At 52.2% G+C, this 15,602-nt stretch carries 10 protein-coding genes and 13 tRNA genes; 22 read left to right on the top strand and 1 reads right to left on the bottom strand.

Annotation, left to right across the window (positions count from 1 at the left end):
- Positions 1–93: 93 nt before the first annotated feature.
- The 13 genes from ACFO9Q_RS22020 (at position 94) to ACFO9Q_RS22080 (ending at position 2,121) form a co-directional block, all read left to right on the top strand.
- Positions 94–169, top strand: a tRNA-Asn gene (locus ACFO9Q_RS22020).
- 4 nt (positions 170–173) lie between these two features.
- A tRNA-Thr gene (locus ACFO9Q_RS22025) sits at positions 174–249 on the top strand.
- Positions 250–265: 16 nt separating this feature from the next.
- Positions 266–340 (top strand) — tRNA-Glu (locus ACFO9Q_RS22030).
- Between the two features lie 41 nt (positions 341–381).
- Positions 382–457, top strand: a tRNA-Val gene (locus ACFO9Q_RS22035).
- 6 nt (positions 458–463) lie between these two features.
- Positions 464–538, top strand: a tRNA-Gln gene (locus tag ACFO9Q_RS22040).
- A gap of 13 nt (positions 539–551) precedes the next feature.
- Positions 552–627, top strand: a tRNA-Lys gene (locus tag ACFO9Q_RS22045).
- Positions 628–648: 21 nt separating this feature from the next.
- A tRNA-Leu gene (locus tag ACFO9Q_RS22050) sits at positions 649–731 on the top strand.
- Between the two features lie 86 nt (positions 732–817).
- Positions 818–900, top strand: a tRNA-Leu gene (locus ACFO9Q_RS22055).
- A 749-nt stretch (positions 901–1,649) separates the two neighbouring features.
- Positions 1,650–1,724, top strand: a tRNA-Gly gene (locus ACFO9Q_RS22060).
- 1 nt (position 1,725) lies between these two features.
- Positions 1,726–1,802: transfer RNA gene (locus ACFO9Q_RS22065), tRNA-Arg, on the top strand.
- A gap of 30 nt (positions 1,803–1,832) precedes the next feature.
- Positions 1,833–1,909: transfer RNA gene (locus ACFO9Q_RS22070), tRNA-Pro, on the top strand.
- An 8-nt stretch (positions 1,910–1,917) separates the two neighbouring features.
- A tRNA-Gly gene (locus tag ACFO9Q_RS22075) sits at positions 1,918–1,991 on the top strand.
- 53 nt (positions 1,992–2,044) lie between these two features.
- Positions 2,045–2,121: transfer RNA gene (locus tag ACFO9Q_RS22080), tRNA-Pro, on the top strand.
- Positions 2,122–2,247: 126 nt separating this feature from the next.
- Here ACFO9Q_RS22080 and ACFO9Q_RS22085 read toward each other — a convergent pair.
- Positions 2,248–2,820 carry a stalk domain-containing protein gene (locus tag ACFO9Q_RS22085; protein WP_379185740.1) on the bottom strand — a complete coding sequence of 191 codons (573 nt, stop codon included), beginning with the start codon at positions 2,818–2,820 and terminating at the stop codon, positions 2,248–2,250.
- A 379-nt stretch (positions 2,821–3,199) separates the two neighbouring features.
- On the opposite strand from ACFO9Q_RS22085, the gene ppc reads away from it, so the two are divergent.
- The 9 genes from ppc (at position 3,200) to glmS (ending at position 15,302) form a co-directional block, all read left to right on the top strand.
- On the top strand, positions 3,200–6,007 hold the full coding sequence (gene ppc, locus ACFO9Q_RS22090) for a phosphoenolpyruvate carboxylase (RefSeq protein WP_379185741.1): 2,808 nt from the start codon (positions 3,200–3,202) through the stop codon (positions 6,005–6,007).
- 302 nt (positions 6,008–6,309) lie between these two features.
- Positions 6,310–7,419: a S1C family serine protease gene (locus tag ACFO9Q_RS22095; protein ID WP_379185742.1), complete on the top strand. Its 1,110-nt coding sequence runs from the start codon at positions 6,310–6,312 to the stop codon at positions 7,417–7,419.
- 256 nt (positions 7,420–7,675) lie between these two features.
- Positions 7,676–8,242: an RNA polymerase sigma factor SigW gene (sigW, locus tag ACFO9Q_RS22100; RefSeq protein ID WP_379185743.1), complete on the top strand. Its 567-nt coding sequence runs from the start codon at positions 7,676–7,678 to the stop codon at positions 8,240–8,242.
- A gap of 117 nt (positions 8,243–8,359) precedes the next feature.
- Entirely contained in the window at positions 8,360–8,986 is a 627-nt protein-coding gene (locus tag ACFO9Q_RS22105) for a zf-HC2 domain-containing protein (RefSeq protein ID WP_379185744.1), read from the top strand.
- Between the two features lie 149 nt (positions 8,987–9,135).
- Positions 9,136–9,978, top strand: coding sequence for a diadenylate cyclase CdaA (cdaA, locus tag ACFO9Q_RS22110; RefSeq protein WP_379185745.1), 843 nt, complete (start codon positions 9,136–9,138; stop codon positions 9,976–9,978).
- On the top strand, positions 9,971–11,404 hold the full coding sequence (locus ACFO9Q_RS22115) for a YbbR-like domain-containing protein (RefSeq protein WP_379185746.1): 1,434 nt from the start codon (positions 9,971–9,973) through the stop codon (positions 11,402–11,404). The genes cdaA and ACFO9Q_RS22115 overlap by 8 nt, the downstream gene beginning before the upstream one ends.
- Positions 11,405–11,471: 67 nt before the next feature.
- Positions 11,472–12,812: a phosphoglucosamine mutase gene (glmM, locus tag ACFO9Q_RS22120; RefSeq protein WP_379185747.1), complete on the top strand. Its 1,341-nt coding sequence runs from the start codon at positions 11,472–11,474 to the stop codon at positions 12,810–12,812.
- Between the two features lie 218 nt (positions 12,813–13,030).
- Entirely contained in the window at positions 13,031–13,300 is a 270-nt protein-coding gene (locus tag ACFO9Q_RS22125; RefSeq protein WP_379185748.1) for a hypothetical protein, read from the top strand.
- A 169-nt stretch (positions 13,301–13,469) separates the two neighbouring features.
- Entirely contained in the window at positions 13,470–15,302 is a 1,833-nt protein-coding gene (gene glmS, locus ACFO9Q_RS22130; RefSeq protein ID WP_379185749.1) for a glutamine--fructose-6-phosphate transaminase (isomerizing), read from the top strand.
- Positions 15,303–15,602: the final 300 nt, after the last annotated feature.

Here is a 15,602-nt window from a genome sequence, read left to right on the forward strand (position 1 = left end):
CTATGTAAGACTTTAAGATGACTTCAGCACTCATCGCTTTCGCATCCAGTTTTCAGGGTACAATACCTTGAATGAATGTCTGGTTCCTATCGTTCCCTGATAGCTCAGTTGGTAGAGCACTCGACTGTTAATCGAGTTGTCACAGGTTCGAGTCCTGTTCGGGGAGCCATAATGCTCTCATAGCTCAGTAGGTAGAGTGCATCCATGGTAAGGATGAGGTCACCGGTTCGATCCCGGTTGAGAGCTCCAGTATCTTTCTTATTAAGGCCCGTTGGTCAAGTGGTTAAGACACCTCCCTTTCACGGAGGTAACAGGGGTTCGAGTCCCCTACGGGTCACCACTACCCACTTCCATTACATCATGTATTGGTTAGTCACATATGGACGCTTAGCTCAGCTGGGAGAGCATCTGCCTTACAAGCAGAGGGTCGGCGGTTCGATCCCGTCAGCGTCCACCATAACGCTGGGGATTAGCCAAGCGGTAAGGCAACGGACTTTGACTCCGTCATTCTCAGGTTCGATCCCTGAATCCCCAGCCATTCTCTTCATTGAGAGCCATTAGCTCAGTTGGTAGAGCACCTGACTTTTAATCAGGGTGTCGTAGGTTCGAGTCCTACATGGCTCACCATTTATGTACTAACACATCCACGCGCGTATGGCGGAATTGGCAGACGCACCAGACTTAGGATCTGGCGGGCGACCGTGGGGGTTCAAGTCCCTCTACGCGCACCATCTTCTCAGATGTTGGATAGGACATTAGCTTGACAACATGTCCTCGGCAAGTTAGTATTGTAAAGGTAATAATAAGTTTCACCCATGCGCGTATGGCGGAATTGGCAGACGCACCAGACTTAGGATCTGGCGGGCGACCGTGGGGGTTCAAGTCCCTCTACGCGCACCATACTTAACGACACGACCTTCGGAGCGATATAGCTCTGAAGGTTTTTTGTACATAATGTGAGTGATTCGTATGCAGGCGTTAATTGTACATATTAATAATTAAGCCTATATCCGTAACTGCCTATGCAATATGAGGCATCTGTAGAAGGCTGTAGAGTGTCTCCTTGTTGAGTACAGAGTCACAGCCCCACACCATGTTCGCTGCCTATAGGCAGCGCCTTACAGAGAGCTCTGCAGAGGGGCTCCAGTATCTTTAAGAACCAACCGAGGGGAACGCCGCCTGATATGGGCAATCAGAAGGCTGTATGGCCATTAGGGCGGGCAGCAGCCTTATGTACCTAATATGATGCGGTTTTACAGCTGCAGGCAGTAAGCATAGCAAGTCATTTAAGCCTTTATTTAGTTACTACTTAGTATCTTTAGAAACTAAAATGTCCTAGCCTCTGGCATCTGCTCCAGCGAATAGCGCCGATCGATGTCAGCGGCTAGCTCTCCCGCTACGGGGTGCTGAGTGGACAATTTAGTTTTTTAGATTAGCTAGCGAGGTCATGCGAGCGTGGATAGGGTATAAAGTGCTTATTGGTCAGCTAGCGAGTTGGTATCTAAGTAGTAACTTTTTCAGGCCTAATTTATAGTAGAGAAAAAACTTTAAAAATTTATTAAAAAAACAGTTGCATTCGTCTAGGAAAGGTGATATATTATTACTTGTCGCTGTTGAGAAATACCTGACAGCAACAACGCAGATTATGTGCGGAAGTGGCTCAGCGGTAGAGCATCGCCTTGCCAAGGCGAGGGTCGCGGGTTCGATTCCCGTCTTCCGCTCCATGTGCCCTTAGCTCAGCTGGATAGAGCGTTTGACTACGAATCAAAAGGCCGGGAGTTCGAATCTCTCAGGGCACGCCATTTATTTTTCACAAGTGAGTATAATATTGTCGGGACGTAGCTCAGCTTGGTAGAGCACCTGGTTTGGGACCAGGGGGTCGCATGTTCAAATCGTGTCGTCCCGACCACTTATTATGCGGGTGTAGTTCAATGGTAGAACTTCAGCCTTCCAAGCTGATAGCGTGGGTTCGATTCCCATCACCCGCTCCATTCATTATCTTTAAGCCTTAAGCTTAGGCTTTTTTTATTGCCGAACTTATCCACGGGACGTAGCTCAGCTTGGTAGAGCACCTGGTTTGGGACCAGGGGGTCGCATGTTCAAATCGTGTCGTCCCGACCACTAATTCCAATAATGTATCTGATGCCCGTCGCTGCTCGCAGTGACGGGTTTTTTATGCTTCATCATAGAAGAAGGAGCTGCAGCCTTGAGGACTGCAGCTCCTTACTTAAGGTGATCTTGATTGTATTAATAAGCGTAATCTACATAGATAACAACATCATCGTAATCGGCAATGTCATCAGAGGTCTTAAGGTTAGCCAGCTTCATCTCGCCATCACCGATGTTCTCAATAACACCGCTAGCTATACCGATCTCATCGTCTCCGCTGTAGAAGTAAGCCGTAATTCCGACCTTCTTATAATCTCTTCCCGAATCATTGCCTACGTCAACAGCAAGGGAGTAATCGCCCGCCTTGCCTGTAAGCTCTCCATTCTCGAACACTAGGCCAGCATCCGGAAGACCGAGGTAGCCGCTGTTGACGGATACGGTCTTCGTCGCTTGATCCCAGCCAATCTCAACATCCAGTGCTTCCCCAATTGCTCTTACAGGAAGGTAAGTCGTATTGTTATAGGAGATGGGATAGATTTTTTTGCCAGATTGATCCTTGGCTTCCCAAGTGTCGCCATCCACCTTGAAGGTGATTCCCTTGTTCAGATACGCCTTAATGGCTTCAAGGTTAGTAGCCCCATAAGCTCCAACCGCCATTGAACTGGTAACAATCGCTAGTACTCCTGCTGCTGCAACTAATTTCTTCTTCATCCTGTTCTCTTCTCCCCATACATTCTCCATCGGCTGGAGGAATAACTCACATTCATGATGTTCGACACTATTCTACAGGAAGTTCCATAATTAGGGAAGATTTTTATAGGAAATTTATTACATGTGAACAACTAACAATTTCGTTTAGCACATTCTGTGCCAGGGCTTCAACGATGTGTCGTTTTGTAGTATGATGGTACATAGTGAAAATGTGTCGTTTTTAGGGACGATAGAAGTGCTTCATCAATTGCCGTCTCATGCACTCATAGTGTCGTGCTGTGAAGGGCTACAATGCTTACGAAGTAGGTTTTCCTTCGGAAAACCTAAGCCAATGCTTACGAAGTAGGTTTTCCTTCGGAAAACCTTAAGGAGGATTCAAATGTCGGAACAAGCTGCATCGACCGTGACAACGACGAACCGGCCGCAATCGAACAACTTGCTGCGTCGGGATGTCCGCTTTCTAGGCAATATTCTAGGTGAGGTCCTTGTTCATCAAGGTGGACGAGAGCTGCTAGACATTGTTGAACAGATTCGTGAAACGAGTAAAGCGCTTCGTGCGGAATTCATTCCAGAGCTGTACGAGCAATTCAAGACGACCATCTCCACGCTTACGCCGGAGAATCGTCACCAGGTCATTCGCGCCTTCGCCATCTACTTCCAGCTAGTGAACATTGCGGAGCAGAATCACCGGGTAAGACGGAAGCGTGACTATGATCGCTCTACGGGTGAAGCTGTCCAGCGCGGCTCTATCGAGAGCGCAGTGCAAGAGCTTAAGGATCTGAATATCTCAGAGGATGATGTATCCGATATTCTAAGCGGAATCTCGCTTGAGCTAGTCATGACGGCTCATCCGACGGAAGCAACACGGCGAGCTGTGCTTGATATTCATCAGCGGATTGCCGAGGATGTCATTGAGCTGGACAACCCTTCATTGACGAATCGTGAGCGGGAGAAGCTGCGAGAGAAGCTGCTTAACGAAGTGCTTATTCTGTGGCAGACGGACGAGCTTCGTGACCGCAAGCCGACAGTTATTGATGAAGTGCGCAACGGGCTGTACTACTTCGATGAGACGCTATTCGAAGTGATGCCGTCGGTATACGAGGAGCTTGAGCGCAACCTGGCCAAGTACTATCCAGGCAAGAAGTGGCATGCTCCTAGCTACCTGCGCTTCGGCTCTTGGATTGGCGGGGACCGTGACGGTAATCCATCGGTGACGGCTCGCATCACTTGGGAGACGTTAACGATGCACCGTGAGCTCGTCCTGACGAAGTACGAAGAGAAGATCAACGAGCTGATGAATCTGCTTAGCTTCTCTACGAATATCGTCGAAGTGACGGAGGAGCTTGTTGAATCTATCCGCAAGGACCGAGAGCATGTCGAGCTGAAGTGTATCGAGCTGTGGCGCAACGTGAAGGAGCCTTACCGGATTAAGCTGGGCTTCATGCTGGAGAAGCTGGCCAATACCCGCGGCGGTTCGCTCAAGGGCTCGCCGATGCGCTACAACAGCCCTTCGGAGCTGCTCGAGGATCTGCTCATCATTGACCGAAGCCTTCGCCATCATTATGCCGACTACGCGGCAGATACTCATATCGCCAAGCTTGTCCGTCAGGTCGAGCTATTCGGCTTCCATCTGGCTGCGCTGGATGTTCGCCAGCATAGCCAAGAGCATGAGAATGCAATGGCTGAGATTCTAGCCAAGATGAACATCGTGAGTGATTATGCCTCCCTCACGGAGGAAGAGAAGACTAAGCTGCTCGGCGGGCTGCTTAGTGATCCACGTCCGCTTACATCGAGCCATCTGGATTATACGGACTCTACTAGGGAGTGTCTGGATGTATATCAGACGATCTACAAGGCGCAGCAGGAGTTCGGTGACAATTGTATCTCCAGCTACCTGATCTCGATGACGCAAGGCGCCAGCGACATGCTCGAAGTCATGGTGTTCGCGAAGGAAGTCGGCCTGTTCCGTCAGGAAGCCGACGGTACCGTGCGCTGTACGCTGCAATCGGTCCCGCTCTTCGAGACGATTGACGATCTCCATGCCGCACCTGAGATTATGAAGCAGCTGTTCGAGCTGCCAGTCTATCGCAAGGCGGTAGAGGCGCGAGGCAACCTGCATGAGATCATGCTGGGCTACTCGGACAGCAACAAGGACGGCGGAGTCGTGACGGCGAACTGGGAGCTTCGAGTGGCGCTGAACGAGATTACCGCGGCAGCGAAGCAATACGATGTGAAGCTGAAGTTCTTCCACGGGCGAGGCGGAGCTCTTGGCCGCGGTGGAATGCCGCTGAACCGGAGTATATTGGCGCAGCCTCCTCATACGGTTGGCGGTGGCATTAAGATCACCGAGCAGGGTGAGGTGCTGTCTTCACGTTATTCCATGCAAGGCATTGCCTATCGCAGCTTGGAGCAAGCAACCTGGGCGCTCATTACGGCGGCCAGATTGGCGAAGTATCCGCAAGAGGAGCCTCAGGCGATTGCGGAGTGGGAGGAAGTGTCGCGAAGCATATCGGAGACGGCGCTGACGAAGTATCAGGACCTTATTTTCCGAGACCCGGACTTCATGACGTTCTTCAAGGAATCGACACCGCTTCCTGAGGTTGGCGAGCTGAACATCGGCTCAAGGCCGTCGAAGCGCAAGGGAAGTGACCGGTTCGAGGATCTGCGTGCGATACCTTGGGTATTCGCTTGGACGCAGAGCCGTTATCTGCTCCCTGCCTGGTATGCGGCTGGAACAGCGCTGCAAGGCTATGTGCAAGGGAAGGCAGACCATCTGGAGATGCTGAAGACGATGTACGGGCAGTTCCCGTTCTTCACTTCGCTGATTGATAATCTGCAGATGGCGCTGGCGAAGGCAGACCTCATCATCGCTAAGGAATATGCAGACATGATTACGGACAAGTCGATCCGCGACCGAATCTTCCAGCAGATTGAAGGGGAGTACAAGCTGACGTCTGACCTGATTCTGCAGATTACCGGCCAAGATGAGATTCTCGATAATGTTCCGGTCATTCAAGAGTCTATTCGACTCCGCAACCCGTACGTAGATCCGCTGAGCTACATGCAAGTGCAGCTGCTGGCTGAGCTGCGTGACCTGCGTGAGCAGGGTGAAGACGCTCCTGAGCTGCTGCGTGAAGTGCTGCTGACGATTAACGGTATAGCAGCTGGCCTCCGTAATACGGGCTAATGTCTAGGATTAAGGTGACAGCAGTGCCGGTATAATTGGCGAGTGCTTACTTACTGGCTCACTGCACAGCATCTCTAGGAAGCTTCATATGAGCCGTAGACGATGCGGCGTGGCAGGTTGGCAATAGAGCAATAGACGAACATACAACGGAACAAGCCCGGATTCATTAGCGACTATGGTTGCTGATGAAGGCCGGGTTTTTTTCTTATGTTTATTTATAGGTGGCTTAAGTTTACTTTAAGGTAGGTGCTTCATGATGAGAGCATAAGGATGAACGAATAACCCTTAAGGAGGAATCAGCCATGAACGATAGAGAGATGAACGCTAAGCTTAACCCAGGTGAGCAGCTGGAAGCACAGGAAGCTGAGCAAGCAACCCCGCAAGGAGCGAGTGAGCCAGGGCAGACGACCTATTATACTTATGGGCCTTACGGAGCAGCCTCATCGCAAGGAACAGAGCAGCAATTATCATATAGACGCACTTATGAAGCACGAAGCAACAATCAGACACCTTCCTCCAAGCGGCGCAGGTCACCGCTGAAGTCCATAGTCGCGTCCTTCCTTGCAGGAGCCCTTGTCGTCGGCAGCCTCATGTATATGGCGGATAGAGGAAGCTGGTTCACCGGAGGCCTGACTTCTGAAGGCGGCACCGAGAATGGAGCGAGCATAGCCGCGAACGGGCAGGCAGGGGTGAAGACCGCGTCAGCACCAATGGATGACATAGCGGGGATCTACTCGAAGGCCACCCCGGCCATTGTGAAGATCGAGACGTATAAGCAGCCCCAGCAGCGCGGATTGGGGCAGTCGGATTCCTTCTTCGCACCCTTCTTCGAAGACGGAGGCGAGAGCAGCGGCGAGCAAGCTCAGCCGGGGAATTTGCAGCTAAGCGGCTCGGGTACTGGGTTTATTTTCAAGGAGGAGGGGTATATCCTGACGAATCACCATGTCATCGCCGATGCGGTGGACATTCGGGTTACGGTTGAGGGGTACGACGAGCCGCTTCAGGCTAAGGTCGTTGGCTCGGCCCCGGATAAGGATCTGGCGATGATTAAGGTTGAGGGCGCTAAGCCGTTCCCTACGCTTGCCATGGGCAATTCGGACAACACGGAGATAGGCGACTGGGTTGCCGCAATCGGCAATCCTTACGGACTGGATCAGACGATTACGGTAGGAGTTCTAAGTGCGAAGGAACGCCCCATTACGATTGCCAGCGAGGGTGGCGAGACGAGTTATTATCATCTGCTTCAGACCGATGCTTCCATTAATCCCGGCAATTCCGGCGGCCCGCTCATGAATGACAGCGGAGAGGTGATTGGCATTAATTCAGCAGTGAATGCTCAGGCGCAAGGGATCGGCTTCGCGATTCCGACGAGCACGATTAATGAATTTGTGGATAAGGTGATGAACGCCTAATGGAGCGTGTGAAGCGGCTGGGGACAGTCGCAGGAGGGGGAGGACTATAACTGCTTAGAAGACGGCGACTGGCTGCTCAGCCTGCCTTGTATCAACAGCTTATCCCTCCTATACACAGCGCGGCTGCCCGATCAGGGTATGAGCTGCGCTGTTCTTGCGTCTGGATGTCCACATGTGGATAACGTTTGCTGGAATGAGCAAGGAAGTATATAATAGATTGGATATAGTTGTACCCTGCAGGTTTGGAGGAATTACGGTGAATGTATTAGAGGCGCGCCTGGCCCGTCTGGCTCTTAAGGGAGATCAGAGAGCCTTCGGAGAGCTTGTAGGCCTGTACCAGGACAAGCTGTTCCATATGGCCTACCGCATGTTGAACAACCGTCAGGAAGCGGAGGATGTCGTCCAGGATACGTTCTTGCGCGTCTACAAGAATCTCGACCGCTACGATGACAGCTTGAAGTTCTCCACCTGGATCTACCGAATTGCTACGAACCTATGTATCGACCGCCTGCGCAAGAGGAAGCCAGTCTATTCCCTGGATGCGGAGTCGAATGATCATGAAGGGCTCGACGGGTATTCGATGATTCCAAGCGATAACCGTACGCCTGAGAGTGAAGCTCTCCTCACAGAGACCCAGCGAATTATTCACGGAGCGATAGGATCGCTGCCGCCTAAGTATAAGTCTGTCATGATGCTGAGATACATACAGGATATGTCGCTCCAGGAGATTAGCGATGTGCTCGATATGCCGGTAACGACGATCAAGACCCGCGTGCACCGAGGGCGGGAGTTCCTAAGGAAGAAGCTTGAGCACAAGCTGTAGCAGCTAGGCCATACCACAACGTGCATCTGTGCAAAAAAATGAAACATCCTAACGTGCTCATACGTATCCTATACTGAGTTAACATGCCTGAAGCAAGGGAAGAAAGGACTGGCTGCTATGAACTGCAACGTCGCCATGGTGTGGATACATGATTATATTGACGGCGAGCTGCCTCGTGAAGATAGGGCTGAACTGAACAGCCATATCGAAGCATGTCCTGCTTGTCGTGCAAGATTCGAACAGCTGGAGCGTACGGAAGCCTTCACGTATGCCGCAATGGCTGCGAATCCATTAGATATAACCGGCAGCGCATCTGCTGAGCTGACTCAGCGAATTATGAGCGGACTGCCGAAGCCGAAGCGAAGACGCGGGTTCGTCCGCGCGATCTCTAGACATCCTGGTATTACCGCTGCCGCTGTATTCGTCCTAGTTATGCTTGGCAGCTTCGTCTCCATGTGGGAGCAGGATTCACAACTCACCGTATCCGGAGAGGATCTCCATCAAGTCGTAATTGAAGGGAATACCGTCACTGTCCCAGTGGGCGCACAGGTGAACGGCAATCTTGTCATTAAGAACGGGTCAGCCAATGTACAAGGAGAAGTGGAAGGCAATGTGACGGTCATAGACGGCTCACTGAACCTCGCTTCAACAGGGTACATTGCAGGACAGAGCCGAACGATTGATCAAGCGCTTGACTGGATATGGTATAAGGTAACGGAGACGGTCAGCGGTCTGGCTCAATGATGGATATTGCCTCCGTGCGCGGGGGCTTTTTCTTTTATGGAACAATATATGTGACCGTAACAGGATTTCCATTCCCTCTTCTAGAAAAGAATAAGGTTAACATTCCGATTATATAAATACATGCGCTATTGGTTGGTGGGGGCCCGCTTATGAGCTATTTTGCAGAGTTAAGTTGGCAAGGCTGGATTAAGGATATTATTGATGTCGGTATCGTAAGCTTCATTATCTACAAAATGATTCTGCTCGTACGCGGAACACGTGCCGTACAGCTGCTCAAGGGGATCTTCGTGCTCGTCATTACTTGGGCGCTGTCGACCTGGTTCAACTTGTTCACGCTGAAGTGGCTGATGAATCAGATGTTCACCTTCGGGATCGTGACGGTGCTCATTCTGTTCCAGCCTGAGCTCAGACGAGCACTGGAGCAGCTTGGACGTGGCAACTTCTTCGGACGCTCGTCGCTGCTGGAGCGGGACGTCGTCAGCGAGCCGATTGGCGAGGTCATTAAGGCCGTGCAGTACATGGCTTCGCGGCAGATTGGGGCGCTGATTGTATTCGAGCGCAAGACTGGCGTGAATGAGCTCATTGAATCGGGTATTCCGATGGAGTCGAGGATTACGTCTGAGCTTTTGATTAATATTTTCACACCTAACACCCCGCTCCACGACGGAGCGGTTATGATAAGAGGGAATCAGATCATGGCAGCAGGGTGCTATCTGCCGCTGTCTGAGAACCCATTCATTAGCAAGGAGCTGGGAACGAGGCATCGTGCGGCGATTGGGGTAAGTGAGGTTAGCGATGCGGTATCGGTTGTTGTCTCGGAGGAGACAGGCCAGGTGTCGCTTGCGCTGAACGGCATGATCGTGCGGGATATTAAGGAAGAATCGCTCATCTCCAAGCTGCATGAAGAGCTGACTAAGGATGCTGGATCGAAGAGCAAGGCACGGGTTAAGGTGTCTTCGATCTGGAAGCGGAAGGGGGATCAGCATGGATAAGTGGCTGACTCATCCTACGGCTCTCAAGGTCATCTCTGTCGTGCTTGGCCTCTTGCTCTGGGCTGTTGTGCACTTCGACCCGGAATCTCCAGCAGTCGCTACTGCTCCAACCGAATCGAGAGTGTTCGAAGCGGTACAGGTTCAGACGGTTGGACTGGATGAATCCAAGTACGCCTTAAGCATCATGGAGCCAACGGTCGTCCGCGTCATGGTTGAAGGGCGGCTGTCCGCATTAACGACAACGAAGGAATCGAATATTATCGCCACGGTTGATCTAAGCGATCATGGAGCGGGCTCGCATCAGCTGCCTGTTGTCGTGAAGCTGCCGAAGGGGCTGCAGCTGCTGGAGCTGTCTCCTCGCACCGTGAACGTGCAGCTGGAGGAGATTCAGACGAAGCCGTTCGCGCTGGACGTTCGAACGGAGGGCAAGCCTGCAGAGGGCTATACCTTGGGTACTCCGGTCGTGGCTCCCGCTAGCGAGGTCAAGGTCACTCTGCCTCGAGATGAGATGGGACTGGTCGGAGCGGTACGCACTGTGGTTAAGGTAGAAGGGCAACGCAAGACGGTCGTGGACAAGCGTGCTCCTATTGTCGTCTACGACCGGGCAGGGAAGCTGATGGACAATGCGGTCGTTAGTCCCAGCACAGTAGAGGTTGAGGTTCCGATTACGCAGCCGTCCAAGACGCTGCCGCTGCAGCTCTCCTACACAGGGAAGCTGGGAGCCGGTCTCAGTATAGCCTCCCTGCAGCCTAGCTTGGAGGAAGTGACCGTATTCGGTCCACAAGAGGTGCTGGACAAGCTGTCCGTCTATGACGGAGCGAGCGTAGATCTGTCGAGGCTGAAGGAAGGCAAGGGCAGCTTGAAGGTGAAGATGCTGCCGCTAGAAGGAATTGAGCTGATCGAGCCTGCCGAGCTGGATGTGAATTATGATGTCGTTCCACTCGAGAAGCGAACGTTCACGGGTATTAAGATTACAGTGAAGGGCCTGGCTGACGGACTGAAGGCGAAGCGATCTGATGCGACTGGAGACACGGTCCAGCTGACGGTTAGCGGCGCGCCTAGTGCGATGGCAGGACTTCAGGCTCAGGATATAGAAGTGATTGCCGATCTTGCCGGGCTTGAAGCGGGTAAGCATACGGTTAACCTTGACGTTAAGCTGCCTCGCTTCATACAATTAGTAGATGGCAGCCCGCTTACCGCGGTATATGATATTAGTGAGAGTACGGTAATAGGATCACCGCCTCCAGACGGAAGCGGCGGAGGGACGACACCTACGCCTCCCACAGGAGGAACGGGAGGTTCGGGATCGCCTAAGCCTACTCCATCGCCTGGCGGAGATGAAGAGGGCGAGGAGTCTGTCGGACCGAGTTCGGGCTCTGACTCAGGTTCAGGCTCAGGCGCAGGGCAATCGCCTGACCCTTCTTAAGCAAGGATTAAGCTTGGCATAATGGAACCATTGAACACATATGACGACACGAAGGAGTATCACTTACATGGGCAAATATTTCGGAACGGACGGTGTGCGCGGGGTTGCTAACCGCGAGCTGACACCTGAGCTGGCTTACAAGATTGGACGCTGCGGCGGTTACGTGCTGGCAGGTCAAGCTGATCGGCCTAAGGTCGTCATCGGCCTCGATACACGAATCTCAGGACCGATGCTGGAATCGGCACTAATCGCAGGATTGTTGTCCATCGGGGCAAGTGTGGTGCGCCTCGGCGTTGTATCAACACCGGCAGTCGCCTACCTCATCCGCGAGCTGAAGGCAGATGCAGGCGTCATGATCTCCGCCTCTCACAACCCTGTGGCGGATAACGGCATTAAGTTCTTCGGCGGTGACGGCTTCAAGCTGTCCGACGACACGGAGCTTGAGATTGAAGCATTGATCGATGCAGTCGTAGACGGTCTTCCGCGCCCAGAGGGCGGAGATATTGGCACGGTTACCGTAGATGAGAAGGCGAAGCTTCGCTACCTCGACTACTTGAAGACGACGATCAGCGGCCGCTTCGAGGGGATGAAGATCGTGCTCGATTGCGCGAACGGCTCGGCTTATGAGCTGGCACCGAGCGTGTTCCGCGACCTCGGTGCGGAAGTGATTACCGTCGGTGCGGAGCCCGACGGGCTGAACATCAATGAAGGAGTGGGTTCCACCCATCCGGAATACTTAAGGGAGCAAGTGCTGAAGCACGGCGCGGACCTCGGGCTCTCCTTCGATGGCGATGCCGATCGGCTCATCGCCATTGATAATGTAGGAGACGAAGTAGACGGCGACTTCATTCTGTGCATTTGCGGCGACGCGATGAAGCGGGCTGGGAAGCTGAAGGGTGACACCGTGGTTACGACGGTGATGAGTAATATTGGTTTTTTCAAGGCGGCACAGAAGCTTGAGCTGCATACGGCGCAGACGGCAGTCGGCGATCGGTATGTGATGGAAGAGATGCGGCGCGGCGGGTATAATCTCGGTGGTGAACAGTCTGGTCATGTCATCTTCCTGGATTACAATACGACAGGCGATGGTATTCTTACCGCGCTGCAGCTGGTGGATACTCTCGTTGCCTCGGGCAAGAAGCTTAGTGAGCTCAAGGGTCTCATGCGCAAGTACCCACAGGTGCTGGTCAATGTGCGAGTTGCTGACAAGTCGCTCTACAATGGCAACAAGGCAATTGAGGCTGCTGTAGCGGCGGTCGAGGAGGAGCTTGGCGACAACGGCCGTGTGCTCGTTCGTCCATCCGGAACGGAATCGCTGATTCGCGTCATGGCGGAAGGTCCGGAGAAGGATGAAGTTGCTGCCTATGTGTCACGCATCGTTGATGTGGTTAAGAATGAATTAGGTTAATCGGGAATACTATTACTCATATACATGTCTAATGATATAGCTGCGGGAGGCTCGTGGGTGATTCGCCCTACGGGCCTTCTGCTCCCATTGGTGGAAATATGAAGTAGTTAAGCACGTTAAGGTTGCGCATTGTGGTGAAAATGAATATGATAGGTGGAGTGTCATTCCAGAAGGAAAGCGAGGGAAGAGGTTACACAGAGTAATACAAGCGCCAGAGCTTGCGCGATTGTGATGGCTTGATGGAGGCAGAGGGCGACTTCTTCCTGCCAGAGAGGGTCACGAGGCAAGCTGACGAGGTGGAGGTGTTCGAAATGTTCGGCGGGGACCTCCCGGTACATGACATCCAACCGATAGCCGAGAACGCAAAAGGATCGGGCGACCGATCTGACAAACGTACGGCAAGGATGCAAAAGGCAGCTGTTGATTCGCGTCTGAAGGACGGCGGATGCAGGCCGGTTATCTATTTTATTAAGCTGAATGATACCTAGGAACTCCCGTATGTCTGGATGCCGCCGTACTGGCTGGCACATTAAGGTCTAACCACATCGATATACGGATGGTCAGCGTGACAACCTCATAAGTGCTTATAAGCCGTGCGATTCTGCGGACATCCAGTTAAGCGGGAGAATTATCCCAATAACGGAGGTCTATTAACTTATGTGTGGAATTGTTGGATATATTGGTGGACGTGACTCGCAGGATATTCTGATTGAGGGATTGAAGAAGCTCGAGTACCGCGGCTATGACTCAGCAGGCATTGCCGTATTCACGAAGAACGGACTAGAGATTACGAAGTCGATTGGCCGCTTGGTGAACCTGGAGGGCAAGCTGCGCGAGGAGCCGCTTGAAGGCTCTGTCGGTATTGGACATACTCGCTGGGCTACTCATGGCAAGCCGTCAGATGTGAACTCTCATCCGCATACGGATAACTCACACAAGTTCTCTGTCGTGCACAACGGGATTGTCGAGAATTATCTGGATCTGAAGGATGAATTGATTGCGAAGGGCCATGTATTCGTGTCGGAGACAGATACGGAAGTCATCTCACACCTTGTAGCTGAAGAATATAAGGGCGATATCGTGAAGGCTGTTCAGGCGGCTGTGAAGCGGATGCGCGGTGCCTATGCACTTGGCGTATTGACGGAATTCGAACCAGAGCGTCTCGTTGCGGTTCGCTTCGCGAGCCCGCTTGTCATCGGCGTAGGCAAGGGAGAGAACTTCATTGGCTCGGATATTCCCGCAATTCTCGAGCATACGAGAGATGTGTACATCCTGAACGACGGCGAAATGGCTGTGCTGACACGTAATGGTGTCGAACTAATGACGACGGATGGACAAATTATTTCCAAGGAAATATTCCATGTCGATTGGGATCTGGTGACCGCAGAGAAAGCCGGATTCGATCACTTCATGCTGAAGGAAATCTACGAGCAGCCTAAGGCTTATCGCGACACGATGCGCGGTAGAATCTCGGATGACAGCAAGTCTGTCGTGCTGAATGAGATTGGCATGACGGCTGAGCAAATCAAGGGAATTAGCCGCATTCATATCGTCGCGTGCGGAACGGCATTCCACGCTGGTCTGGTTGGTAAGACGGTGATTGAGAGCATGGCTCGCATCCCGGTTGAGATGGATGTGGCGTCGGAGTACCGTTACCGGTCCCCAATCATTACACCGGATACGCTAGTTGTCGTAGTCAGCCAATCGGGTGAGACTGCAGATACATTAGCTGCCCTTCGTGAAGCGAAGCGTTGCGGAGCACGTGTACTGGCCATTACGAACGTTGTCGGAAGCTCCGTTGCCCGTGAAGCGGATGATGTCATCATCACGCTGGCCGGTCCTGAGATTGCGGTAGCCTCGACGAAGGCATATACCTCGCAGCTCGTAGCGTTCTACCTGGTAGGTCTGTTCTTCGCTCAGACATTGGGTACGAAGGATGCTGCTTGGATTGCAGAAGTGATCGCATCGATGGAGAAGCTGCCAGAGCAAGTCGAGAGCATCCTGGAGCAGGCTCCTGTATTGAAGCAAGTCGCTGAGTCGCTGTCGAAGCATGACAACCTGTTCTTCATCGGCCGCGGTGTCGATTACGCAGTCGCGCAGGAAGGCTCGCTTAAGCTGAAGGAGATTTCTTACATTCACTCCGAGGCTTATGCAGCTGGTGAGCTGAAGCATGGTACGCTTGCGCTGATTGAGGAAGGTATCCCAGTTATCTCGCTGATCACGCAGGAAGAGCTGTATGAGAAGACGCTGAGCAACATCAAGGAAGTGAAGGCGCGCGGCGCTCATGTATTCGGTGTCGTCAACAGCGGCTCCGAGGTCGAGGTTGCCAAGTCTGTCGACGAGCTGTTCGCCATTCCGAAGACACTGCCAGTGCTGACACCAGCCCTGTCCGTTGTCCCGCTGCAGCTGATCTCCTACTACGCTTCCCTCGCCAGAGGCAATGACGTGGATAAGCCGAGAAATTTGGCTAAGAGTGTTACGGTGGAGTAGGTTTGCTTTGAGGTGAATTCTACTTGTTAAAAGAAAATAAAGTATTAGACTGAAAAATAAAGTGTTAGACTCGGAAAATAAAGTATTAGACTAAGAAAATAAAGTTGTAGACTGAGAAAATAAAGTATTAGACTGACGGAATTGGCCATACTGCTACTAGGAGCTCTACTACTGTCTCAGAACCGACATCCAGAATAACAACATGACTCTATTTGAGGCTACCTATGGTAGCCTCAGGCTGTCGAGAAAGTATCGACAGCCTTCTTTATGTCCAAATAGTTTAACACGACACCGCGTTAA

This window comes from Paenibacillus sp. GCM10023252 (genome assembly GCF_042653305.1).
Classification (GTDB): domain Bacteria; phylum Bacillota; class Bacilli; order Paenibacillales; family Paenibacillaceae; genus Pristimantibacillus.